Origin of the sequence: Klebsiella sp. JB_Kp004 (assembly GCF_040065795.1) — a bacterium.
GTDB lineage: Bacteria > Pseudomonadota > Gammaproteobacteria > Enterobacterales > Enterobacteriaceae > Klebsiella > Klebsiella quasipneumoniae.
In genome coordinates, this window is the sequence record NZ_JBEAKW010000044.1 from 49,239 (window position 1) to 72,855 (window position 23,617).

Sequence of the window (23,617 nt, forward strand, 5' to 3'; positions counted from 1 at the left end):
TCACTGTGCGCGCGGCTTTGCATTACCGATCTGCGCTGAAATATATTTCATTATTAGCATATTTTACTGCTATTAATTTATGTTGTGGATATTAATACTGTTTTTTACTATAAAGTAGATTAGGGCCGCGCGATGAAGAAATATAAGGAAAACTCATTACCCTGCGGATGAATGAAATTGCAGTAATCATGATTGTTTATGCAGTGAAGCGGGGCGCCGCGCTGACGATTGATCCAGGTCATCGCCGTCGGTGACGAAAAGTGGCAGGCTTGGCCCCCTTTGTTGAGGCCGGTCTATCAGATTATGCAGTTACAGAAATTAGTCAATATGTTTGGTGGGGATCTTCTGCGCCGCTATGGCGAAAAGGTCCATAAGCTAACGCTGCACGGCGGTTTTAGCTGCCCGAACCGCGACGGTACGCTGGGCCGTGGCGGCTGCACTTTCTGTAACGTGGCCTCGTTTGCGGATGAAGCCCAGCAGCATCGATCCATCGCCGAACAGCTCGCCCATCAGGCGCAGCTCGTTAACCGGGCAAAGCGCTATCTGGCCTATTTTCAGGCCTATACCAGCACCTTTGCTGAAGTGCAGGTGCTCCGCTCGATGTATCGCCAGGCCGTCAGCGAGGCGAATATCGTTGGCCTCTGCGTCGGCACCCGCCCGGACTGCGTGCCGGAGGCGGTTCTCGACCTGCTCAGTGAATACCACCAGCAGGGGTATGAGGTATGGCTGGAGCTGGGGCTGCAGACCGCGCATGATAAGACCCTGCATCGCATTAACCGCGGGCATGATTTCGCCTGTTACCAGCGCACCGCGCGTCTGGCGCGTGAGCGCGGACTGAAGGTTTGCGCGCATCTCATTGTCGGCCTGCCCGGGGAGACCCAGGAGCACGGCCTCGAGACGCTGGAGCGGGTCGTGACCACCGGCGTGGATGGCATCAAGCTGCACCCGCTGCATATCGTTAAAGGCAGCATTATGGCAAAAGCATGGCAGGCCGGACGTCTCGATGGCATCGAACTGGAGGCGTATACCGTCACCGCCGGGGAGATGATCCGCCACACCCCGCCGGAGGTGATCTACCATCGCATATCGGCCAGCGCCCGTCGGCCCACGCTGCTCGCGCCGCTGTGGTGCGAAAATCGCTGGACCGGAATGGTTGAACTGGATCGCTATCTGAATGAGCAGGGCGCTCAGGGTTCGGCGCTGGGCCGCAGCTGGGTCGCGCCCCAGGCGGTGAAATAGTCTCAGAGGATGCCCGGCGTGATGACTGCGCCGGGCATGGTATTGCTGTCGACTATGCCTGACTGGCTTTCATTGTCACGCGTGGCGTTTTGATCACGAACAGCACCAGCAGGGCGCCGAGCGCGGCGATAGTGCCGGCGAGGACAAAGGCGCTGTCGAATTTACCGGTAGACTGCACGATATAGCCGGTGACAATCGGCCCCACGATGCCGGAGACGCTGCCGATAAGGTGGATAAAGCCGCTGGTGCCGCCGACGCGGGATTTATGCACCACGTCCTGGATAATCGCCCAGTAGATCGCGCCGGTGACATAGAGGAAAAAGATGGAGATCGACATCAGCAGAACGGCAGGAACGACGCTGCTGACGGTACCGGCAAGCCCCACACAGATGGCGGCCATCAGCAGACATACCACCAGCACAATTTTGCGCGACAGCAGCAGGCGTCCGGTGAGTTTAAAAATTTTATCAGAAATATAGCCTCCCAGCGCCAGGCCGACAAAGCCGACTATCCATGGGATCATGGTGGTGAGGCTCATCTGTTTAATATCCAGATGGTGCTGCTGAACCAGATAGGACGGGAACCAGCTGAGGAAGAAAAACAAAATATAGTTGTAGCAGAAGAACGCAAAGGCCGTTACCAGAATAATAGGCTGCTTGAGATAATAACCCAGTGAGTGAGCGGTTTGATTTTCTACGGTTTCCAGGGCGTCCTCCTCTTGCTTCATTTTATTAATGAGCATGAGCTCTTCCTGACTGACATGCTTATGTTTGTCAGGCGAGTTGGCGGCAATAAAAAACCACACGACCATCCACACAATACCGATGGCGAAAATAATCATAAACGCCGGGCGCCAGCCGAATGCGAGGGCCAGATAACCGACGATGGGGCCGGCAACCGCGCCGCCCAGCGGAGAGCCGGCGCTGAGCAGCCCTACGGCGGTAGCCGCTTGCTTCTTAGGAAACCAGCCGTTGATCATCTTGTTCGCCGACGCGCAAATCGGGCCTTCAGCCATCCCGAAGAGGACGCGCAGCATCAGCATGGAATAAAAGCCGGTGGCAAAGGCGGTTAAGCCGCAAAATAGCGACCACATCCCCACCGCCAGCCCCAGGACCAGCGTTGCGCCAAACTTATCCACGGCCAGACCGCCAATAAAATTAAATACCGCGTAGCCGAAGAAAAAACTGCCGAAAATAATACCAAACTGTTCGGCGTTTAGCGCCAGATCCTTTTCAATCATCGGTACCGTAATGGATAACGCCACCCGGTCCAGATAATTAATCATATATACTAAAAATAATAACAGGACGATAATCCAGCGGATATTTTTTCCCATGATGACACCGTGATGAGTATGTTATTGAGCTCTGGCGCGACGGATATTAATATTCACGTCGCCCGTTATTTAGCATTTACCCCAGCTGCAGCAATACCTTGCAGCAGGTTTTCCGATCGTTGGCAAAAATCTCCATAGCCTCTTTTACCTGCTCCAGCGGCATGCAGTGGGTGATTAACGCCTCAGGCTGGATAAGGCCTTTCTCCATCCAGTCGATGACCAGCGGAAAACGTCCGCTGTTCAGCCGGGAGGAGAAAATGGAGATCTCTTTACTGGTGATGCTTTGCTGGGTGAGGGTGGACGCCTCGCCGGAGAAGCCGAGTATGCCGATGCGTGCGGCGGGAGAGGCGAGGAGAATGGCCTCCTGAAGGATCGCCGGGTGGCAGGCGGCATCGATGACCAGCGTGGGGGCTATCTGCCGCTGCGCCAGCTGTTCCGCCAGCGGCTGGTGAGTGTTATCCAGCGTCAGATCGGCGCCATTGTCCCGCGCCATCTGCAGACGTTCGGCAATGCGGTCCACGACGATCACCTGCTTAACGCCATACACCCCCTTCAGCGCCTGGATCACCGTCAGACCCATCGGACCTGCGCCGTAGATCAGGGCGATATCCTGCGCCATGGGCTGCAGCTGGGCGGTAATGTTTGCCGCAATGGTAAAAGGCTCAACCATCGTCGCCTGACGATCGCTGATGGCTTCCGGAATGCGCCAGGCGTTTTTCGCCGGCACGCAGGCGTAGTCGCTGAATCCGCCGTCGCGGTGAACCCCGATGACCTGGAGCTGCGCACAGACATTCGGCCGCCCCACCGAGCAGGGATAACACTGGCCGCAGCTGACGACAGGGTCGACTGCGACGCGCTCGCCGATGCGTGCCGGAGAGACCTGTTCGCCGACGGCATTGATGATGCCGAAGAATTCATGGCCGATCACGCGGGGATATTTCGCGAAGGGGTTGTGGCCCTGATAGATATGCACATCGGAACCGCAGATCCCGGCAAAGGCGATTTTCACCCGGACTTCGTGGGCGCCCGGAGCGGGAACCGGACGTGATTCGATGTTCAGTTGGCCTGGCTCTTTGACAACGACGCTTCTCATTTCTGTTCCTTCCCTTGTCTGTTTTCTGAACAAATATCGTGACTTTTATTACCATACAAGTATGCAATTGATCATAACTAGCTCTGGATCACATTTGGCGAAGGTCGTCAGAAAAAGCCCGGCAATGATTAATCTATTGAAATAAATTGAGAAAAATTATGAATGTAGCGAAAGCGACCTCACCGGCGAGCCGGTCAGCAGGAATGTGATCGCCATCACGACAGTTAAGGCTCAATCAATTATGATTACTGGTATGGTAGTAGGGTGAAATTAAACTATGTTGAGCAGGTGATGACGATGCAGATGACAATGCGCTGGTTTGGACCAGAGGAAGATAAGGTTTCATTAGAGCATATACGCCAGGTCCCCGGCGTGGAGGGGGTGGTCGGCGCGCTCTATGACGTCGCGGTGGGCGAGGTATGGCCGGAGGATAAAATTGAGCGTCTGGTCAGCCAGGCCCATGCCGCAGGCCTGAAAATGGAGGTAATAGAGAGCGTCAACATCCATGACGATATCAAAATCGGCCTCCCTTCTCGTGACCGCTATATTGCCAACTATCAGCAGACCATTCGCCACCTTGCCCGCTTCGGCGTCAAAGTCATCTGCTATAACTTCATGCCGGTGTTCGACTGGATGAAGACGGATATGAACTACGTCCTGCCGGATGGCTCGTTGACGATGGCTTTTGAGAAGAAAGATATCGATAAGCGGCTGGAAGACGTGGTGAAGGAGGTGCTTGAGAATTCAAACGGCTTCGCGTTGCCGGGCTGGGAGCCGGAACGGCTGGCGGAAGTGCAGACCCTGTTTGCCAAATATAGCGCGGTGGATGACCATAAGCTGCGGGAGAACCTGGTCTATTTTCTGCAGGCGGTGATCCCGGTTTGCGAAGAGGTGGGCGTGAAAATGGCGATCCACCCTGACGATCCGCCGTACTCGATATTTGGCCTGCCGCGGGTGGTCAAAAACCGCGACGATCTGGACTGGATCTGCCGGGCTGTCGATTCACCCGCCAACGGCATCACCCTCTGCACCGGCTCGATTGCCGAAGATCCGGATAACGACGTATACGCTATTCTGGCTGAGTTTACCCGCCGCAAGCGGATCCATTTTGCCCACGTCCGCAATATTAAACTGATGCAGGATAAAGACTTTTACGAGTGCGCCCATCCGTCAGAATACGGCTCCCTGGATATGTACAAGGTGATGCAAGCGTTGCACGACAACGGCTTCGACGGCTATATACGCCCGGATCATGGCCGCTTTATCTGGGGAGAGACCGGACGCCCGGGCTATGGTTTATACGATCGCGCACTCGGGGTGACCTACCTCAAAGGTCTCTGGGAGGCGCTAAGCAAGCGCTAACCCCCTCCTGACCATGCCTCTTTTTCGCGGCTGGTTCGCCTCGGCGGCCAGCCGTCATATCGGCTCCTTCCCGCATTTTTTGCACAACTTACAGCGCATTGCTCAGAATTGAGTATTATTGTGCGGAGTTGTCGTGAAGGAATCCCCTATGAAGCAAATTCGTATGCTGGCGCAGTATTATGTCGACCTGATGATGAAGCTGGGTCTGGTCCGCTTTTCAATGCTGTTGGCACTTGCGCTGGTGGTGCTGGCCATCGTGGTACAGATGGCGGTCACCATGGTGCTGCATGGCCAGGTTGAAAGCATCGACGTTATCCGCTCTATCTTCTTCGGTCTGCTGATCACCCCGTGGGCGGTCTATTTTCTCTCGGTGGTGGTGGAGCAGCTTGAAGAGTCCCGCCAGCGTCTTTCGCGGCTGGTGGAGAAACTGGAGGAGATGCGTGAGCGCGATCTGAAGCTGAACGTGCAGCTGAAAGACAATATCGCGCAGTTGAATCAGGAGATTGGCGAACGTGAAAAGGCGGAAGCCGAGCGTGAGACCACCCTCGAGCAGCTGAAGATCGAGATGAAAGAGCGTGAAGAGACGCAGATCCAGCTCGAACAGCAATCCTCCTTTCTGCGCTCTTTCCTCGATGCCTCCCCGGACCTGGTCTTCTACCGCAATGAGGATAAAGAGTTTTCCGGCTGTAACCGGGCGATGGAGCTGCTGACCGGCAAAAGCGAGAAACAGCTGATCCACCTCAAACCGCAGGATGTCTATAGCGAAGAGGCGGCGGAAAAGGTGTTGGAAACCGATGAGAAGGTGTTCCGCCACAATGTATCGCTGACCTATGAGCAGTGGCTGGACTATCCCGATGGTCGTAAAGCGTGCTTCGAAATCCGCAAGGTCCCGTACTACGATCGCGTCGGTAAGCGTCGTGGTCTGATGGGCTTCGGACGCGATATCACCGAACGAAAACGCTATCAGGACGCCCTCGAACGCGCCAGCCGGGATAAAACCACCTTCATCTCCACCATCAGCCATGAGCTGCGTACCCCGCTGAACGGGATTGTCGGGCTGAGCCGAATTTTGCTGGATACCGAACTGACCAGCGAGCAGGAAAAATACCTGAAAACCATCCATGTCTCAGCGGTGACGCTGGGGAATATCTTCAATGATATTATCGACATGGATAAAATGGAGCGCCGTAAGGTGCAGCTCGATAACCAGCCGGTGGACTTCACCAGCTTCCTTGCCGACCTGGAAAACCTTTCCGGTCTGCAGGCGCAGCAGAAGGGACTGCGCTTTGTGCTGGAGCCGAGCCTGCCGCTGCCGCACAAGGTGATCACCGATGGCACCCGCCTGCGGCAAATCCTGTGGAATCTTATCAGCAACGCCGTGAAGTTTACCCCACAGGGCGGAGGGGTGAACGTCCGCGTGCGCTATGACGAAGGCGATATCCTGCACTTCGAAGTGGAAGACTCCGGGATTGGTATTCCTGAAGCGGAGCAGGACAAAATATTCGCCATGTATTACCAGGTCAAAGACAGCCACGGCGGCAAACCCGCCACCGGCACCGGGATTGGCCTCGCCGTATCGCGTCGCCTGGCGCGCAATATGGGCGGCGATATCAGCGTCACCAGCCAGCCGGGTAAAGGGGCGACCTTTACGCTCACCGTCCATGCGCCTGCCATTGCGGAAGAAGTGGAAGATACGCTGGCGGAAGACGACATGCCATTACCGGCGCTCAACGTGCTGCTGGTGGAAGATATTGAGCTCAACGTCATTGTGGCGCGCTCGGTGCTGGAAAAGCTGGGCAACAGCGTGGATGTCGCGATGACCGGCAAAGCCGCGCTGGAGATGTTTGAGCCTGGCGAGTACGACCTGGTGCTGCTGGATATCCAGCTGCCGGATATGACGGGACTGGATATTTCTCGTCAGCTAAAACAAAATTTTGCCGCGGATGAGCTGCCGCCGCTGGTGGCCCTGACCGCCAACGTGCTGAAGAATAAGAAAGAGTATCTGGATGCCGGCATGGACGATGTGCTGAGCAAGCCGCTATCGGTGCCGGCGCTGACGGCCATGATTAAAAAATTCTGGGATGCGCCGGAAGAGGAGGCGCAGGAAGCGCCGGCGGCCGATCGGCATAAAGCCGACGCGGTGCTGGATACCGATATGCTTGAGCAATATATCGAACTGGTGGGACCGAAGCTTATCAACGATGGCCTCGCGGTGTTTGAGAAGATGATGCCGGGCTATATGTCCGTCCTTGAGTCTAATCTCACCGCCCGGGATCAAAAAGGGATCGTTGAAGAGGGGCATAAGATCAAAGGGGCTGCGGGCTCTATTGGCCTGCGCCACATCCAGCAGCTGGGTCAGCAGATCCAGACGCCGGACCTGCCTGCCTGGTCTGATAATGTCGCTGAATGGGTTGAAGAGATGAAATCCGAGTGGCAAAACGACGTGGCGGTTCTGAAGGCGTGGGTGGCGAAGGCCGGGAAAAAATGACCCCGGACAGACCGGGGTGCGCGAATACTGCGCCAACACCAGGGAACTGGTGGTTGAGCCAGTGTGATTTGAGTGATGTTGTTACGTGGCGCAACCTGAGAAGTGGATTGCTCGCTCATTAAGATAGCAAAGCTTAACTAATTTGTTACATGAATCAGTAAAATATGTGAAGCATAGCGAGTAAATCGACATTTTTGACTGGTTTCAGCGAGTTGCATGGAGGAGCGAAGGCGATGAAAAAAATTGGTGTGGTACTGAGCGGCTGCGGCGTGTACGACGGCAGTGAAATTCATGAGGCAGTGATTACCCTGCTGGCGATCGCGCGCAACGGCGCGCAGGCGGTCTGTTTTGCGCCCGATAAACCGCAGCGCGACGTCATCAACCATCTGACGGGCGAACCGTTGACCGAGCAACGCAACGTGCTGGTTGAAGCGGCGCGCATCGCCCGCGGCGACATCCTGCCGCTGGCGCAGGCGCGTGAGGAGACGCTGGACGCGCTGATCGTCCCCGGCGGCTTCGGCGCGGCGAAAAACTTAAGCAGCTTCGCCGCCGAGGGCAGCGAATGCGAGGTGGACCGCGATCTGCGGGCCCTGACGCTGGCGATGCATCAGGCCGGCAAGCCGCTGGGCTTTATGTGCATCGCTCCGGCGCTGCTGCCGAAGATCTTTGCGTTTCCGCTGCGGATGACTATCGGGACCGATCTCGACACCGCCGATGTGGTGGAGGAGATGGGGGCGGAGCATGTGCCTTGCCCGGTCGACGACATCGTGGTGGATGAAGAGAACAAAGTGGTTACCACTCCGGCGTATATGCTGGCGGAGAATATTGCGCAAGCCGCTACCGGGATCGAAAAACTGGTCGCCCGCGTGCTGGCGCTGAGCGCATGAAGTTCCGCATTGCGCCCTTCGCGCTGCTTAAACGACTGGCGCTGCGTCTGCTGCTGATCGCCGCCGTCTTCTGGGGCGGGGGGATCGCGCTGTTTAGCGTGCTGCCGGTGCCCTTTTCGGCGGTCATGCTTGAGCGGCAGGTTAGCGCCTGGCTGTCCGGAGATGTCCACTATCTGGCGCACTCCGACTGGGTCGCCATGGATAACATCTCCCCGTGGATGGGGCTGGCGGTGATTGCCGCCGAAGATCAGAAGTTCCCGGAACACTGGGGGTTTGACGTCCCGGCGATAGAAAAGGCGCTGGCGCACAATGAGCGTCACGATACCCGCATTCGCGGCGCATCAACGCTGTCGCAGCAGACGGCGAAAAACCTGTTTCTGTGGGATGGACGTAGCTGGCTGCGCAAGGGGCTGGAAGCCGGGTTGACCGTCGGCATAGAAACCGTGTGGAGTAAAAAGCGGATCCTGACCGTCTACCTGAATATTGCCGAGTTTGGCGATGGGATTTTTGGCGTGGAAGCGGCCGCCCAGCGCTATTTTCATAAGCCCGCCAGCCAGTTGACGCCGGGGGAAGCGGCTCTGCTGGCCGCGGTGCTGCCAAACCCGATCCGCTATCGCGCCGACGCGCCTTCGGGCTATGTGCGCAACCGCCAGGCCTGGATCTTACGTCAGATGCGACAGCTGGGTGGGGAAGGGTTCATGCGTGAGCATAAGCTCTATTAGCGGGTTAATCCGGCGCCGGGGCTGGTACAGTCGCCAGTCGTCCGTCGCCGGGAAGCTTCACGTTTAATCTTCGTCAAACCCGGCATTAAACAGGGCAATCACCGCGGCGAGGGCTTCCACTTCCTGCGGACCGCTGGCCTCCACCTCTATCTGCCGTCCTTTCGCCGAGTCCAGCATCAGCAGGGCAATGACGCTGTTGGCTTCCGCCTCCGTGCCTTCATCGTTGCGCAGCAACACCTCGGCATCGAAATTCTGCATTAGTTCGAACAGCTTCATCGCCGGGCGGGCGTGCATGCCCAGCTTATTGGTGATTTCAACGGTCTGCTTTACGGTCATGATTTACGTTTTTCCAGCGTCCGATGACGAGACTGTACGTTTTTGCCGCGCGAGCGGAAGTAGTCAGCCAGTTGTTCAGCAATATAAACCGAACGATGTTTACCGCCGGTACAGCCAATGGCCACCGTCAGATAGCTGCGATTGTTGGTCTCCAGCATCGGTAACCATAGCTCAAGATAGCTCCGGGTCTGGTAAATAAAGTTGTGCACTTCGGTGTGCCGATCGAGGAAGGCGGCCACCGGTTTATCCAGACCGGTCATAGGACGCAGCTTCGGATCCCAGTGCGGGTTTGGCAGAAAGCGCACGTCAAAGACGTAATCGGCATCGATCGGGATACCGTGCTTAAAGCCGAAGGATTCGAAGACCATGGTCAGTTCGCGTTCACGTTTACCCAGCAGCCGGGTGCGCAACATTTCCGCCAGCTCGTGAACCGACATCTCCGAGGTATCGACAATCAGGTCGGCCCGCGAGCGCAGGGGCTCCAGCAGATCGCTCTCTTCGTCGATGGCGCTTTCCAGCGACAAATTCTTGCTCGACAGCGGATGCAGGCGACGGGTGTCGCTGTATCGACGGATCAGCGTGTTGCGATCGGCATCGAGAAACAGCAGCTGCGGCGAAAAGCACTCCGGCAGGTTTTTCATGGCCTGCTCGAAGATCTCCGGTGATTCCGGCATGTTCCGCACGTCGATGCTGACGGCCGCCGAAATATTGCGGTCAGCCAGCGACCGTGCCAGATCGGGCAGCAGCACGACCGGCAGGTTATCCACGCAGTAAAAGCCCATATCTTCCAGCGCTCGCAGAGCGACGGATTTACCCGAGCCCGAGCGGCCGCTGACGATCATCAGTACCATGTACCGTTTCTCCTCAGTACGATAAAGGATAAGGTGCGACTGCCGTTATGCGTCATCGCTGCTTCCTGCTTCGGTGATGATCTCATACAACTCTTCATCGCTCTGCGCCGCGCGCAGGCGACGACAAATCGCTTTGTCGGCCAGCCGTTTGGCCACCAGGGAGAGCGTATGCAGGTGGGTTTTTGTCTGATCGGCCGGCACCAGCAGCGCGAACAGCAGGTCGACAGGCTGATTGTCGATCGCGTCGAAGGCGATGGGGGTTTCCAGCTGGACAAAAACGCCGACAGCACGCAGCGTATCCTCTTCCAGTTTTCCGTGGGGAATGGCGATACCATTGCCAATCCCGGTACTGCCCATTTTTTCACGGGTGAGGATCGCTTCGAACACCACCTGCGGCGGCAAACTTAACTGTTTGGCGGCCAGTTCGCTAATGATTTCCAGAGCACGCTTCTTGCTCTGGCAGTGAACCTGGCTACGGGTACATTCCTGGTTCAGGACGTTGCTCAGTTGTAGAGCCGAATCGTTGTTCATCATAATTTCACCTGAGCGCCCCCGCGCCCGTCGCCGATGTTAACTGACGGCGGACGCAGGGGGGCCCGGACAATTAGTGTTGTTTTAGTTTATCTTTATGCTTCGTTAACTGCCTTGCCAGCTTGTCGATAAGACCATCGACAGCCGCATACATATCCTGCCCTTCCGCACTGGCATGGATTTCGCCACCGTTGACATGCAGATTCGCGTCCGCAATTTGCGTCACTTTCTCTACTTTTAACACAATATAGACCTGATTGATCCGGTCGAAAAATTGTTCCAGCTTGCTGAACTTCGCCGTGACGAAGTCGCGCATCGCGGGAGTGATCTCGACGTTGTGTCCTGTAATGTTGAGCTGCATAGTGTCTTCCTTATCGGTTGTGTCAGACCAGTTGTTTACGCTGGTTTGACGGCGGGATGGATAAAGACTCTCTGTACTTCGCGACAGTGCGGCGCGCGACCATGATACCCTGCTCGGACAACATGGAGGTGAGCTTACTGTCGCTCAACGGCTTCGCGGGGTTTTCCGCGGCGATGAGTTTCTTCACCAGCGCGCGAATCGCCGTCGACGAGGCTTCGCCGCCGCCTTCGGTATTAACATGGCTGGAGAAGAAATACTTCAGTTCAAAAATACCGCGCGGACTGTGCAGATATTTTTGCGTGGTGACACGGGAAATCGTCGATTCATGCATCTCGACGGCCTGGGCGATATCGGCCAGCACCATCGGCTTCATATACTCTTCACCCTGTTCGAAAAAAGCCTGCTGCTGTTCTACGATGCAGCGGCTGACGCGAAGCAGGGTGTCGTTGCGGCTTTCAAGACTTTTGATCAGCCAGCGGGCTTCCTGAAGATTGCTGCGAATGAACTGGCCGTCGGCGTCATTGCGGGCGCTGTTGCCCATTGCCGCATACTGCTGATTAATTTTCAGCCGTGGAATGCTGTCGGCGTTGAGCTCCACGGTCCAGCGGCCGCTGACCTTGCGCACCAGCACGTCGGGAATGACATATTCCGGTTCGCTGGTTTGAATGGACTGGCCAGGACGGGGATCCAGGGACTGGATCAGATTTACCGCCTCTTTCAGCACCTCTTCTTTCAGGCGGGTCACCCGCATCAGGGTGCGGAAATCATGGTTGGCCAGAAGATCGAGATGATCGCTGATAATCAGCCGGGCCTCTTCCAGCCATGGCGTCTCTTTGGCGAACTGCGAGAGCTGGATCAGCAGGCAGTCGCGCAGATCTTTCGCCGCGACGCCAACCGGATCGAAACGCTGGATGCGCTTCAGGACGGCTTCCACTTCTTCGAGGCCGATCTCCTCATCGCCGATGCTGTCGACGATATCTTCAATCTGAACGGTGAGGTAGCCCGTATCGTCGACGGCGTCGACAATGGAGGTGGCGATGGCGCGGTCGGTATCGGTGAAGGGCGTCAGCTCGACCTGCCACATCAGGTAATCCTGCAGCGTCTGGGTGGTCTCGCCTTGATAAACGGGGAGTTCGTCGTCCTGGTAGTCCACGCCGTTGCCTGACGGCGTACCGGCGGTATAGATTTCATCCCAGCTGGCATCGAGAGGAAGCTCGTCGGGCATCTCTTTTTGCTCAAGCGCGTCGACGGTATCGAGAGACTCGCGGTCCTCCACCTCTTTCGCCTCTACCTCGTCGTGAAGATCGGTTTGCTCAAGCAACGGGTTACTTTCCAGCGCTTGCTGGAGCTCTTGCTGGAGTTCTAACGTGGACAACTGCAGCAAACGAATCGCCTGCTGCAGCTGCGGCGTCATGGCAAGCTGTTGGCTAAGCCTTAATTGCAAACCTTGCTTCATGTTCAGGGTAAATATCTCCGGCTAAAACGTCTGTAACCTCTACCCTATCAGAGTCTGAAGTCTTCCCCAAGATACACGCGCTTAACCTGCTCATCTTCGAGGATCTGCTGCGGTGTACCATGAGCGATAAGGTGTCCCTGACTGACAATATACGCGCGTTCGCAGACGGCGAGCGTCTCTCTGACGTTATGATCGGTAATCAGTACGCCGAGGCCGCTGTCGCGCAAATGCTCAATGATGCGTTTGATATCGATAACCGAGATCGGATCCACGCCGGCAAAGGGTTCATCCAGAAGAATAAATTTCGGGTTTGCCGCCAGCGCGCGAGCGATTTCGACGCGGCGGCGTTCGCCACCGGAGAGCGCCTGACCGAGGCTGTCGCGCAGGTGCTCAATATGAAACTCTTCCATCAGCTCTTTGGCGCGATCTTCCCGCTGTTCGCTGCTCAAATCGTCACGGATCTGCAGGACCGCCATCAGGTTGTCATAGACGCTCAGGCGACGGAAAATCGAGGCTTCCTGCGGCAGATAGCCGATCCCCCGGCGCGCGCGCGCGTGCAGCGGCAGCAGGCTGATGTCTTCGTCATCAATGATGATATTGCCCGCGTCGCGCGGCACAATCCCGACCACCATGTAGAAGGTGGTGGTTTTACCGGCGCCGTTGGGGCCGAGCAAGCCGACAATCTCCCCCGAGTTAACGGTGAGACTGACATCTTCCACCACGCGGCGGCCTTTATACGCTTTAGCGAGATTCTTCGCAGTTAAGGTTGCCATAACGGATTAGTTACTCTTCTTTTGCTGGTTGCCGCTTTTGTCCTGCAGCTCGGACGGCACCAGAACGGTGGTGACGCGTCGACCTTTGTCGCTGAAGGCCTGCATTTTTTGCTCTTTCACCAGATAGGTGATCTTGTCGCCCTTGATGTTGCTGTCGAGCTGTTCAAGGTACGCGTTGCCGGTCAGCACGACGTAATCGTTCTGCAGCTCATAGCGCATTTTCGACGCCCGGCCTTTTACCGGTTTGCCGTTATCCTGCATCTGGTAGAAGGTGGCCGGGTTACCGAAACCTTCGATCACCTCTTTGCCTTTTTCATTGCCCGGACGGGTGACTACCACTTTATCAGCGTTAATCTTGATCGTCCCCTGAGTCACGACCACGTTACCGGTGAAGGTGACGACGTTGCCCTGCATATCCAGCGACTGCTGATCGGATTCGATATGGATCGGCTGATCGGTATCGCCCGTCTTGGCGAGGGCCGGGAGGCTGGCGGCCAGTAACGCGCCGGCGAGCGCAATCTTAAGGCTGAGTTTGTTTGTTCTGAATTTCATAAGAGGTTCTCACCTTTTCAATCAGCTCGGCATTTTTGCTGCGAAGGTTTCCACGCATTTTCAGGCCGCTGGAATTAAATGTGGTGCCGTATAACGTCACCATGTCATCGGAGGTAACGTCCTGCGTTACCAGATTTATCTGGGCGTTATCCGTCGTAATTTTGCGCAGTTGAGAGTCTGGCGCGAGCGCATTCACCTCAACGTGCCCGTAAAGATAGAGCATCCGGTCATTTGTCAGCTTCGCTTTATCAGCCCTGACTGACCAGGTCGGCACCTTATTGGTATCAAAGGTGGTCATCACCGGTTTGGTAAACCAGGAGACCTCCTGATCGGAAAAATACTCCACGTGCTCGGCGATCAGCCGATAGCTCAGGGCGCCTTCCGGACTGTACACCACGGTGTCAGTGTGTTCGCTTTTATACGTCGGGTCGTTGGGATTGACCTCCGGCTGGGCCGTGTCGTCCGTATTCGCCAGATTCAGGCCGATGAGGATCAGCGCAAGCAGCGACAGTAAAATGATAACCCAACGTCTGGTTTTACTCATATTGATTGCCCTTTGGCCTCATCCAGCTTGCCCTGCGCCAATAGTAACAAATCGCAGACTTCGCGTACCGCGCCGTGTCCGCCATTAATCCGGGTGATGTAATCGGCGCGCGGCAGCAGCAGCGGATGCGCATCCGCGACGGCGACGCTGAGGCCCACTTCGGCCATCACCGGCCAGTCAATCAGATCGTCGCCGATGTAGGCGACTTCCTCTGGCCGCACGCCCAGTTTGTCAATGAGATCGCGGAACGCCAGCAGCTTGTCCGACTGCCCCTGATACAAATGCGTAATGCCCAGCGTCTGACAGCGATCTTCTACCAGTTTAGCTTTTCGTCCGGTAATAATCGCCACTTCAATGCCAGAGGTCAGCGCGCAGCGGATACCATAGCCATCGCGGACATTGAACGCTTTCAGCTCCTCGCCGTGATTACCCATATAGATAAGCCCGTCGGATAATACACCGTCGACATCGAGGATCAGTAGACGGATCTTAGCCGCGCGATCGAGAAACGTCTGGCTTACCGGCCCATAGCAGGTCGCTAACTGAGCATCAGCATTATTCATTATTTTTTCCTTACTTACACTACGCCCGCGCGCAGGAGATCGTGCATATGTACCACACCCAGCAGATGGTCGCCATCGGCAACCAGCACGCAGGTGATATGACGGGATTGCATCAGGTTTAGCGCATCCACCGCGAGGGTGCCGGGACGGATGCGGATCCCTCCCCGGGTCATGACGTCGGCAATGCTGGCATCGCGCATATCGACGCCGGTGTCGAAGACCCGGCGCAGGTCACCATCGGTAAAGATACCGATGATGTTCATGTCGTCATCGCAGATAGCGGTCATACCTAAATTTTTACGAGTGATTTCCAGCAGCGCATCGCGCAGGGTGGCCTGCAGGCCGACGTGCGGGATCTCATCACCGGTATGCATAATATCATTGACGCGCAGCAACAGCTTACGACCGAGTGCGCCGCCCGGATGCGAGAGAGCGAAATCCTCAGCGGTAAAGCCGCGGGCCTCCAGCAGGGCGACGGCGAGGGCATCGCCCATCACCAGCGCGGCGGTGGTGCTGGAGGTGGGGGCCAGCCCTAATGGACAAGCCTCTTTCGGCACTTTCACGCACAGATGGATATCCGCCGCGCGCGCCATGCTGCTTTCAGGCCGGCTGGTGATGCAGATAAGCTTCACCTGCTGGCGTTTCAGGACCGGGATCAGCGCGAGGATTTCGTTCGATTCGCCGGAGTTCGACAGCGCAATCACCACGTCCTGCGGCGTAACCATGCCCAAATCGCCGTGCGCGGCTTCGCCAGGGTGGACAAAAAATGCCGACGTGCCGGTACTGGCGAAGGTTGCCGCCATTTTGCGGCCGATATGACCGGATTTGCCCATCCCCATCACCACGACTTTCCCGCCGCAGCGGAAAATCGTTTCGCAGGCGCGGATGAAATCTTCATTTATATATTGATCGAGCTGGGCCAGACCTTCACGTTCAATTTCCAGCACCTGACGGCCGGCCTGTTGAAAGTCAAAATCCGTGGGCAAATCTATTTGCGACATGATGTTATCCCGAGTCATTCAACGAAGAGCGGCGCTGTCCAGAACAGCATCGCCAACCAAACCACAAAACCACCGACCAGCAGCGCGCCAACCAGTCGTCCCGGCTGCTGCCTACGGCGCCAGCACAGCACCGCGAAGATCAGGCTGACCAGCAACATCACGCCATAGTCGCGGGTAAAAGCTTCCGCCGCAAAGGCTCCTGGCGCGATCAGCGCCGGCAAACCCAGCACCAGCGCAATATTGAGGATATTCGCGCCGATGATATTGCCGATGGCAATGTCATCTTCCCCTTTGCGCGCCCCGGCGATGGCGGTGGCCAGCTCCGGCAGGCTGGTGCCTATCGCCACTACCGTCAGGCCGACGGTTAGTTCGCTGATGGCAAAATAGTTTGCCAGCACCGTGCTGTTATCCACCACCATGCGGGTGGCCATCGGCATGACGATCATCGCCACCCCTAACCACAGCAGAGCGACCGGCAGCGACCCTTCACGCGGCAGTTCCGCCAGCTGTTCGCGGGTCAGGCTATCGCTTCCCTGGCGTTCCGCCAGACGGGCAATCTTGATGGTGAACAGCAGCCATAGCAGCGCCAGCGCCAGTAAAAACAGGCCGTCGAGACGGGACAGTTGACCATCATAGAGCACCAGCCCCGCCAGCACGCTGACCAGCAACATTAGCGGTAATTCGCGGCGCAGAATATCAGAATGCACGGTAAATGGCCTGAGTAAGGCAGCCAGACCGAGGATCAGGAGAATATTGGTGATATTGGAGCCGAGCGCGGTGCCCACCGCCAGATCGGTCTGCCCATGCAGCGAGGCCGCGGTGGAAACCATGATCTCTGGCAGGCTGGTGCCAATACTCACCACCGTCATACCGATGATCAGCGGCGGGATCCCCAACATGCGACAAAGGATGGAGGCGGCATAGACCAGACGATCGGCGCTGTAGACAACCAGCAATAAACCAATAATTAACAGAGCCGTCGCTAAGAGCATCTAAAGTCCTTTCTTCAGGTATAATCGTCGCCTCGCTGGGTTATCCCTACGCAGCGTAACGAATTCTTAATTTTGACTTTATGCGTGCCAAAAGTAAAACAAATGCCAGCTTTCGCTAACCTGTGCAGGTAAGATTCTGTAAAAATGTTGTGATTGTGGCGTAAGAAAGGGCGATGCTTGCCCATCAGGTGCTTAGTAAGGATGATTTTATGAGCCAAACTCAGGCGAATTTAGTTGAAGTGCGCGGTATCCGCTTTTCTCGCGGCGATCGCGTGATCTTCGACGACATCTCGCTGTCGGTGCCGCGCGGTAAAATTACTGCGATTATGGGACCTTCGGGGATCGGCAAGACTACCCTGTTACGCCTGATCGGCGGACAGATCCCGCCGGACAGGGGAGAGATCCTGTTCGATGGCGAGAACGTACCGCAGATGACCCGTTCACGTCTGTACACGGTGCGTAAGCGGATGAGCATGCTGTTCCAGTCCGGGGCGCTGTTTACCGACCTCAATGTTTTTGACAACGTCGCCTACCCGCTGCGAGAACATACGCATCTGCCGCCTGCGCTGCTGCATACGACGGTGATGATGAAGCTGGAGGCGGTGGGGCTGCGCGGTGCGGCGAAGTTAATGCCCTCCGAGCTTTCCGGCGGCATGGCGCGCCGCGCCGCCCTGGCGAGGGCCATCGCCCTGGAGCCGGATCTCATTATGTTCGACGAACCGTTCGTCGGGCAGGATCCCATCACCATGGGCGTGCTGGTGAAGCTGATTTCTGAACTCAACAGCACGCTGGGCGTCACCTGCATCGTGGTTTCGCACGATGTGCCTGAGGTGCTGAGCATCGCGGACTATGCGTATATCGTGGCGGATAAAAAGATTGTCGCCCACGGCAGCGCCCAGTCGCTACGGGAGAATGCCGACCCTCGGGTTCGTCAGTTCATTGATGGTATTGCCGACGGCCCGGTGCCGTTCCGTTATCCGGCTGGCGACTATCACCATGATTTATTAGGCATAGGGAGTTGAGCGACTGATGCTGTTTAATGCGCTGGCCGCGCTAGGCCATCGCGGTATTAAAACCACCGCGACCTTTGGACGCGCCGGATTAATGCTGTTTAACGCCGTTGTCGGCAAACCAGAGTTTCGCAAGCACGCGCCGCTGCTGGTTCGTCAACTCTACAACGTCGGCGTTCTGTCGATGCTGATTATCATTGTATCGGGCCTGTTTATCGGTATGGTGCTCGGGCTGCAGGGTTATCTGGTCTTAACCACCTACAGCGCAGAGACCAGTCTTGGCATGCTGGTGGCGCTGTCGCTGCTGCGCGAGCTGGGGCCGGTGGTCGCCGCGCTGCTGTTTGCCGGTCGCGCCGGGTCGGCGCTGACCGCCGAGATTGGCCTGATGCGGGCCACGGAACAGCTCTCCAGTATGGAGATGATGGCGGTGGATCCGCTGCGCCGCGTCATTTCTCCCCGTTTCTGGGCCGGCGTCATTTCGCTGCCGCTGCTGACGATTATCTTCGTCGCGGTGGGGATCTGGGGTGGCGCGCTGGTGGGCGTGAGCTGGAAGGGCATTGACGGTGGTTTTTTCTGGACCGCGATGCAAAATGCCGTCGACTGGCGAATGGATCTGGTGAACTGCCTGATTAAGAGCCTGGTATTCGCCATTACGGTAACCTGGATTGCGTTATTCAATGGTTATGACGCTATCCCCACTTCCGCCGGGATTAGCCGGGCGACTACGCGCACCGTGGTGCATGCGTCGCTGGCGGTTCTGGGGCTGGATTTTGTGCTGACTGCGCTGATGTTTGGGAATTGAGTTCATGCAAACGAAAAAAAATGAAATCTGGGTAGGGGTGTTCTTACTGGTGGCGCTGCTGGCGGCGCTGTTTGTCTGCCTGAAGGCGGCCAACGTCACCTCGTTACGTACCGAGCCGACTTACCGTCTTTACGCGACCTTCGATAATATCGGCGGCCTGAAAGCGCGCTCGCCGGTGCGCATCGGCGGTGTGGTTGTTGGCCGCGTGGCGGACATCACCCTCGACCCGAAAACCTATCTGCCGCGCGTGGAGCTCGATATTGATGAGCGCTACAACCATATCCCCGATACCAGTTCGCTGGCGATCCGCACCTCTGGCCTGCTGGGCGAGCAGTATCTGGCGCTGAACGTCGGTTTTGAAGACCCGGACCTCGGGACGACTATCCTTAAAGACGGCGGTACTATCCAGGACACCAAGTCCGCCATGGTGCTGGAAGATCTCATTGGTCAGTTCCTTTATAACAGCAAGGGCGGCGACAATCAGAATTCTGGCAATGATAAGGCCGAGGCAGAAGGTCATACTGACGCGACGCCGGCAGCCGGCAAGACGCATTAATTTCAGGAGAAATACGATATGTTTAAACGCTTACTCATGGTCGCCATGCTGGTGATTGCCCCGCTGACCGCGGTCCAGGCGGCAGACCAGTCCAATCCGTATAAGCTGATGAATGAAGCGGCGCAGAAAACCTTCGATCGCCTGAAGAATGAACAGCCGAAGATCAAGGCCAACCCTAACTATCTGCGCGACATCGTCGACCAGGAGCTTCTGCCGTATGTGCAGGTGAAGTATGCCGGCGCGCTGGTGCTGGGCCGCTATTACAAAGAAGCCACCCCGGCGCAGCGTGAAGCCTATTTTGCCGCCTTCCGTGAATACCTGAAGCAGGCCTATGGCCAGGCGCTGGCCATGTACCACGGTCAGACCTACCAGATTGCCCCGGAACAGCCGCTGGGCAGCGCGACCATCATTCCGATCCGCGTCACCATCCTCGACCCGAATGGCCGTCCGCCGGTACGTCTCGACTTCCAGTGGCGTAAAAACACCCAGACCGGCAACTGGCAGGCCTACGATATGATCGCGGAAGGGGTCAGCATGATCACCACCAAACAAAACGAGTGGAGCGATCTGCTGCGTACCAAGGGCGTTGATGGCCTGACCGCGCAGCTGAAAGCGATCTCCGCTCAGCCGATCACCCTGGAACAGAAAAAATAATGAGCGGGCAGCTGAGCTGGACTCGTGATGGCGAGACGCTGGCGCTGCACGGAGAGCTGGATCAGGATCTGCTGGTCCCGCTCTGGGAGGCACGCGCCCAGGCGACGGCGGGGACAGCGATCATCGATCTCAGCCAGACCACGCGCGTGGATACGGCGGGCCTGGCGCTGTTAGTGCATTTTGTCGCGCTGATTCGCCGCCAGGGCCGGGAAGCGCAGCTGATCGGCAAGAGCGAAAATCTGCAAACGCTGGTCGGTCTTTACAACCTGCCTGCCGATATGATCCCATAATCTTTTCAGTGCCTTAGCATTGAAGCTATTCCGAAAGCCCCGGCAATCTTTTCGCCGGGGCTTTTTGCTTGTTTAAGACCGCGCCACTTTCCTCTAAGATGTTGGGCTGTTTTCACTATCAGATAAATTTGAGCCCATGGAAAATCATGAAATTCAGACCGTGCTGATGAACGCACTCCCCCTCCAGGAAGTCCACGTCTCTGGCGATGGCAGCCACTTTCAGGTTATTGCTGTGGGTGAGATGTTCGATGGCATGAGTCGGGTTAAAAAGCAGCAGAGCGTCTACGCGCCGCTGATGGAATATATTGCTGACAACCGCATCCATGCGCTGTCGATCAAGGCCTTTACTCCGCAGGAGTGGGCGCGAGACCGCAAACTAAATGGCTTCTAAGCTGTGGGGGATCCCCTGCAGCGTATGTGAATTTTTAATAGAGAACAGAATCAATGGATAAATTCCGTGTTCAGGGGCCGACTCGCCTTCAGGGCGAAGTCACCATCTCCGGTGCAAAAAACGCCGCCCTGCCAATCCTCTTCTCCGCGCTGCTTGCCGAAGAGCCGGTAGAGATCCAGAACGTACCTAAGCTGAAAGACATCGATACCACCATGAAGCTGCTGAGTCAGCTGGGCGCGAAGGTAGAGCGCAATGGTTCGGTGTGGATTGACGCCGGCCCGGTCGATGTATTCTGTGCTCCGTACGATCTGGTGAAAACCATGCGCGCCTCCATCTGGGCGCTGGGCCCGCTGGTGGCGCGTTTCGGTCAGGGACAAGTCTCTCTGCCTGGCGGCTGCGCCATCGGCGCGCGTCCGGTCGATCTGCATATTAGCGGGCTGGAACAGCTGGGCGCCGAGATCAAACTGGAAGAAGGTTATGTTAAAGCCTCGGTCAATGGTCGTCTGAAAGGCGCGCATATCGTGATGGATAAAGTGAGCGTCGGCGCCACCGTCACTATCATGAGCGCAGCGACCCTCGCCGAGGGGACGACGATTATCGAAAACGCCGCTCGCGAGCCGGAGATCGTCGATACCGCGAACTTCCTTAACGCGTTGGGCGCAAAAATCAGCGGCCAGGGCACCGATCGCATCACCATCGAAGGCGTGCAGCGTCTGGGCGGCGGCGTTTACCGCGTGCTGCCGGACCGTATTGAAACCGGGACCTTCCTGGTTGCCGCAGCCATTTCCGGCGGCAAGATCCTCTGCCGTCACGCGCAACCAGATACCCTGGACGCCGTACTGGCGAAGCTGCGCGACGCCGGAGCCGACATCGAAACGGGCGAAGACTGGATCAGCCTTGATATGCACGGCAACCGTCCGAAAGCGGTTAACGTGCGTACCGCGCCGCATCCGGGCTTCCCGACGGATATGCAGGCCCAGTTCACGCTGCTCAACCTGGTCGCGGAAGGGACCGGCGTGATCACCGAAACGATCTTTGAAAACCGCTTTATGCACATTCCGGAACTGATCCGTATGGGCGCCCACGCGGAGATCGAGAGCAATACCGCGATCTGTCACGGCGTGGAGCAGCTTTCGGGCGCGCAGGTGATGGCGACCGATTTGCGTGCCTCGGCGAGCCTCGTGCTGGCAGGTTGTATCGCTGAGGGAACCACCATCGTCGATCGCATCTATCATATCGATCGTGGCTATGAGCGTATCGAAGATAAACTGCAGGCGCTGGGTGCCAATATTCAGCGCGTGAAAGGCGAGTAACCGCATCCTGTCAGGGCCCGGGCGTCTATCCCGGGTCCTTGTCGAACAATCACATCACTTGTCCATCTTCTTTTGACGCATCATCTGCGTTCTGTCGATAAACTCATGCGTTACCGGATCATGGTAGCGTGACGGCCAGATGACCCACGGCTGTGTATCCAGCGCCGTGGCGATGATTAATTCGCCTTTCGGCCAGGGGCGGGTCAGGGCGTTCGCCAGCGTTGAAGAACTCAGACCGTGCCGTCGCGACTCTGCCGCCAGCGATGTTCCCCGTTTACGTAATCCCGCAACAATATCTGCGGGATGCCAGTCGATGAACTTATCCATAAATTCTCCTGGTGATAAAGATCCTGATCGGCCCATATGGGCGACGGGGACACTATACCCGCGCACCAGGTAAGGTTCTAACAAGTTCTGTTAAAGCGCCGGAATATTCAGAATGTATCAAGGTATCCGGAAATTTACGGTAGGGAATGGGTTTTTACTGGAACTTTCCCGCGCATTGCGCGGGAAGGGGGAGGGGATTAATGATCGCGCTGAACCGCGATATGCGCCAGCCCGATCAAGGCTTCACGCCAGTGGGTGTCAGGGAGAACCTGCAGCGCGGCAATCGCTTTGTCAGCTTCTTCTTCGGCACGTTTCTGCGTCCACTCCAGCGAACCGCAGGCAGCCATCGTTTCCAGGACGGCATCCAGCAGATGGCGGCCGTTGCCCTGCTCGATTGCCCCGCGAATCATCGCCGATTGATCGGCGGTACCATGGTGCATGGCGTGCAGCAGCGGTAGCGTCGGTTTGCCTTCGTTGAGGTCGTCACCAACGTTTTTACCAAGCCGCTCTCCGTCGGAGCTGTAATCGAGTAAATCGTCGATCAGCTGGAAAGCGGTGCCGAGATAGCGGCCATAATCCTGCAACGCGCGCTCTTCTTCCGCAGTGCAGTCGGCCAGTAATCCCGCACACTGCGAGGCTGCCTCAAACAGACGCGCCGTCTTGCTGTAGATGACGCGCATGTAGTTCTCTTCCGTGATATCCGGGTCATTGACGTTCATCAGCTGCAGCACTTCGCCTTCGGCAATGACGTTCACCGCTTCCGACATGACCTCGAGGATCTTCAGCGAGCCCAACTGGGTCATCATCTGAAAGGCGCGGGTATAGATAAAATCGCCGACCAGCACGCTGGCGGCATTGCCAAACGCCGCATTTGCCGTGGCTTTGCCGCGACGCATATCAGACTCATCGACGACGTCGTCATGCAGCAGGGTGGCGGTATGAATAAATTCAATCAGCGCAGCAATGGTGACATGCGCGCTCCCCTGATAGCCCACCGCGCGGGCGGCGAGCACAGCAATCATCGGGCGAATGCGTTTGCCGCCGCCGCTGACGATGTAATAGCCTAACTGATTGATAAGCTGAACATCGGAGTTGAGTTGCTCAAGAATCGTCGCATTGACACCCGCCATATCTTGCGCGGTTAACTCATTGATTTTTTCTAAATTCATCGCAAAAGCCGGGCCAAA

Annotated in this window: 27 protein-coding genes; 12 read left to right on the forward strand and 15 right to left on the reverse strand. The window is 56.8% G+C overall.

What is annotated here, in order from left to right:
• The first annotated feature begins 303 nt into the window (after positions 1-303).
• Positions 304-1,239: a TIGR01212 family radical SAM protein gene (locus ABLX76_RS19310; RefSeq protein WP_023291137.1), complete on the forward strand. Its 936-nt coding sequence runs from the start codon at positions 304-306 to the stop codon at positions 1,237-1,239.
• 52 nt (positions 1,240-1,291) lie between these two features.
• Here ABLX76_RS19310 and ABLX76_RS19315 read toward each other — a convergent pair whose 3' ends face one another.
• Together ABLX76_RS19315 and ABLX76_RS19320 are read right to left on the reverse strand one after the other, a co-directional pair.
• Positions 1,292-2,575, reverse strand: a complete 1,284-nt coding sequence (locus ABLX76_RS19315; protein WP_348875095.1) for an MFS transporter — start codon at positions 2,573-2,575, stop codon at positions 1,292-1,294.
• 76 nt (positions 2,576-2,651) lie between these two features.
• On the reverse strand, positions 2,652-3,668 hold the full coding sequence (locus tag ABLX76_RS19320; RefSeq protein WP_348875097.1) for a Zn-dependent oxidoreductase: 1,017 nt from the start codon (positions 3,666-3,668) through the stop codon (positions 2,652-2,654).
• A 297-nt stretch (positions 3,669-3,965) separates the two neighbouring features.
• Between ABLX76_RS19320 and uxuA the strand changes: the two genes are divergently transcribed.
• From uxuA to mtgA, 4 genes are all read left to right on the forward strand, one after another.
• Entirely contained in the window at positions 3,966-5,030 is a 1,065-nt protein-coding gene (uxuA, locus tag ABLX76_RS19325; protein ID WP_025999212.1) for a mannonate dehydratase, read from the forward strand.
• A gap of 148 nt (positions 5,031-5,178) precedes the next feature.
• Positions 5,179-7,518, forward strand: coding sequence for an aerobic respiration two-component sensor histidine kinase ArcB (gene arcB, locus ABLX76_RS19330; protein WP_032454177.1), 2,340 nt, complete (start codon positions 5,179-5,181; stop codon positions 7,516-7,518).
• A gap of 233 nt (positions 7,519-7,751) precedes the next feature.
• Positions 7,752-8,405 (forward strand): isoprenoid biosynthesis glyoxalase ElbB, encoded by a 654-nt coding sequence (elbB, locus tag ABLX76_RS19335; RefSeq protein ID WP_023291132.1) that lies wholly within the window; start codon positions 7,752-7,754, stop codon positions 8,403-8,405.
• Positions 8,402-9,127, forward strand: coding sequence for a monofunctional biosynthetic peptidoglycan transglycosylase (gene mtgA, locus ABLX76_RS19340; RefSeq protein ID WP_065882604.1), 726 nt, complete (start codon positions 8,402-8,404; stop codon positions 9,125-9,127). Before elbB ends, mtgA begins: the two co-directional genes overlap by 4 nt.
• 63 nt (positions 9,128-9,190) lie before the next feature.
• Here the strand turns inward: mtgA and npr are convergent, their stop codons facing one another.
• The 11 genes from npr to ABLX76_RS19395 form a co-directional block, all read right to left on the reverse strand.
• Positions 9,191-9,463, reverse strand: a complete 273-nt coding sequence (gene npr / locus ABLX76_RS19345; RefSeq protein ID WP_002918431.1) for a PTS phosphocarrier protein NPr — start codon at positions 9,461-9,463, stop codon at positions 9,191-9,193.
• Positions 9,460-10,314 carry an RNase adapter RapZ gene (gene rapZ, locus ABLX76_RS19350; protein ID WP_004206208.1) on the reverse strand — a complete coding sequence of 285 codons (855 nt, stop codon included), beginning with the start codon at positions 10,312-10,314 and terminating at the stop codon, positions 9,460-9,462. Before rapZ ends, npr begins: the two co-directional genes overlap by 4 nt.
• A gap of 45 nt (positions 10,315-10,359) precedes the next feature.
• Entirely contained in the window at positions 10,360-10,848 is a 489-nt protein-coding gene (gene ptsN, locus ABLX76_RS19355; protein WP_004144926.1) for a PTS IIA-like nitrogen regulatory protein PtsN, read from the reverse strand.
• A gap of 70 nt (positions 10,849-10,918) precedes the next feature.
• Entirely contained in the window at positions 10,919-11,206 is a 288-nt protein-coding gene (gene hpf, locus ABLX76_RS19360) for a ribosome hibernation promoting factor (RefSeq protein WP_004206206.1), read from the reverse strand.
• A 22-nt stretch (positions 11,207-11,228) separates the two neighbouring features.
• Entirely contained in the window at positions 11,229-12,662 is a 1,434-nt protein-coding gene (rpoN, locus tag ABLX76_RS19365) for an RNA polymerase factor sigma-54 (RefSeq protein WP_004206204.1), read from the reverse strand.
• Between the two features lie 47 nt (positions 12,663-12,709).
• Positions 12,710-13,435 carry an LPS export ABC transporter ATP-binding protein gene (lptB, locus tag ABLX76_RS19370; RefSeq protein ID WP_004206203.1) on the reverse strand — a complete coding sequence of 242 codons (726 nt, stop codon included), beginning with the start codon at positions 13,433-13,435 and terminating at the stop codon, positions 12,710-12,712.
• Between the two features lie 6 nt (positions 13,436-13,441).
• The gene (lptA, locus tag ABLX76_RS19375; protein WP_002918415.1) at positions 13,442-13,987 is read right to left on the reverse strand and encodes a lipopolysaccharide ABC transporter substrate-binding protein LptA; all 546 of its coding nucleotides are present in this window, start codon (positions 13,985-13,987) and stop codon (positions 13,442-13,444) included.
• Positions 13,956-14,531: an LPS export ABC transporter periplasmic protein LptC gene (gene lptC / locus ABLX76_RS19380; RefSeq protein ID WP_002918413.1), complete on the reverse strand. Its 576-nt coding sequence runs from the start codon at positions 14,529-14,531 to the stop codon at positions 13,956-13,958. The genes lptA and lptC overlap by 32 nt, the downstream gene beginning before the upstream one ends.
• Positions 14,528-15,094: a 3-deoxy-manno-octulosonate-8-phosphatase KdsC gene (kdsC, locus tag ABLX76_RS19385; protein ID WP_348875098.1), complete on the reverse strand. Its 567-nt coding sequence runs from the start codon at positions 15,092-15,094 to the stop codon at positions 14,528-14,530. Before kdsC ends, lptC begins: the two co-directional genes overlap by 4 nt.
• Before the next feature lie 14 nt (positions 15,095-15,108).
• Positions 15,109-16,095, reverse strand: a complete 987-nt coding sequence (gene kdsD, locus ABLX76_RS19390) for an arabinose-5-phosphate isomerase KdsD (protein WP_348875100.1) — start codon at positions 16,093-16,095, stop codon at positions 15,109-15,111.
• Between the two features lie 14 nt (positions 16,096-16,109).
• Positions 16,110-17,087, reverse strand: a complete 978-nt coding sequence (locus ABLX76_RS19395) for a calcium/sodium antiporter (protein ID WP_023291127.1) — start codon at positions 17,085-17,087, stop codon at positions 16,110-16,112.
• Between the two features lie 209 nt (positions 17,088-17,296).
• On the opposite strand from ABLX76_RS19395, the gene mlaF reads away from it, so the two are divergent.
• From mlaF to murA, 7 genes are all read left to right on the forward strand, one after another.
• Positions 17,297-18,109, forward strand: a complete 813-nt coding sequence (gene mlaF / locus ABLX76_RS19400) for a phospholipid ABC transporter ATP-binding protein MlaF (protein ID WP_004206196.1) — start codon at positions 17,297-17,299, stop codon at positions 18,107-18,109.
• Positions 18,110-18,116: 7 nt separating this feature from the next.
• On the forward strand, positions 18,117-18,899 hold the full coding sequence (gene mlaE, locus ABLX76_RS19405; RefSeq protein ID WP_004150949.1) for a lipid asymmetry maintenance ABC transporter permease subunit MlaE: 783 nt from the start codon (positions 18,117-18,119) through the stop codon (positions 18,897-18,899).
• Between the two features lie 4 nt (positions 18,900-18,903).
• A complete protein-coding gene (mlaD, locus tag ABLX76_RS19410) occupies positions 18,904-19,455 on the forward strand; it encodes an outer membrane lipid asymmetry maintenance protein MlaD (RefSeq protein WP_348875102.1) in 552 nt (183 codons plus the stop codon).
• 18 nt (positions 19,456-19,473) lie between these two features.
• Positions 19,474-20,109 (forward strand): phospholipid-binding protein MlaC, encoded by a 636-nt coding sequence (gene mlaC, locus ABLX76_RS19415; protein ID WP_023291126.1) that lies wholly within the window; start codon positions 19,474-19,476, stop codon positions 20,107-20,109.
• Complete coding sequence (gene mlaB, locus ABLX76_RS19420; protein ID WP_023291125.1) at positions 20,109-20,399, forward strand: lipid asymmetry maintenance protein MlaB; 291 nt, start codon at positions 20,109-20,111, stop codon at positions 20,397-20,399. Before mlaC ends, mlaB begins: the two co-directional genes overlap by 1 nt.
• A gap of 136 nt (positions 20,400-20,535) precedes the next feature.
• Complete coding sequence (gene ibaG / locus ABLX76_RS19425; RefSeq protein WP_004144910.1) at positions 20,536-20,790, forward strand: BolA family iron metabolism protein IbaG; 255 nt, start codon at positions 20,536-20,538, stop codon at positions 20,788-20,790.
• A gap of 53 nt (positions 20,791-20,843) precedes the next feature.
• On the forward strand, positions 20,844-22,103 hold the full coding sequence (gene murA, locus ABLX76_RS19430) for a UDP-N-acetylglucosamine 1-carboxyvinyltransferase (RefSeq protein ID WP_023291124.1): 1,260 nt from the start codon (positions 20,844-20,846) through the stop codon (positions 22,101-22,103).
• A 54-nt stretch (positions 22,104-22,157) separates the two neighbouring features.
• Here the strand turns inward: murA and sfsB are convergent, their stop codons facing one another.
• Complete coding sequence (gene sfsB / locus ABLX76_RS19435) at positions 22,158-22,430, reverse strand: DNA-binding transcriptional regulator SfsB (RefSeq protein ID WP_004206189.1); 273 nt, start codon at positions 22,428-22,430, stop codon at positions 22,158-22,160.
• Positions 22,431-22,627: 197 nt separating this feature from the next.
• Positions 22,628-23,599 (reverse strand): octaprenyl diphosphate synthase, encoded by a 972-nt coding sequence (gene ispB / locus ABLX76_RS19440; protein ID WP_086075713.1) that lies wholly within the window; start codon positions 23,597-23,599, stop codon positions 22,628-22,630.
• Positions 23,600-23,617: the final 18 nt, after the last annotated feature.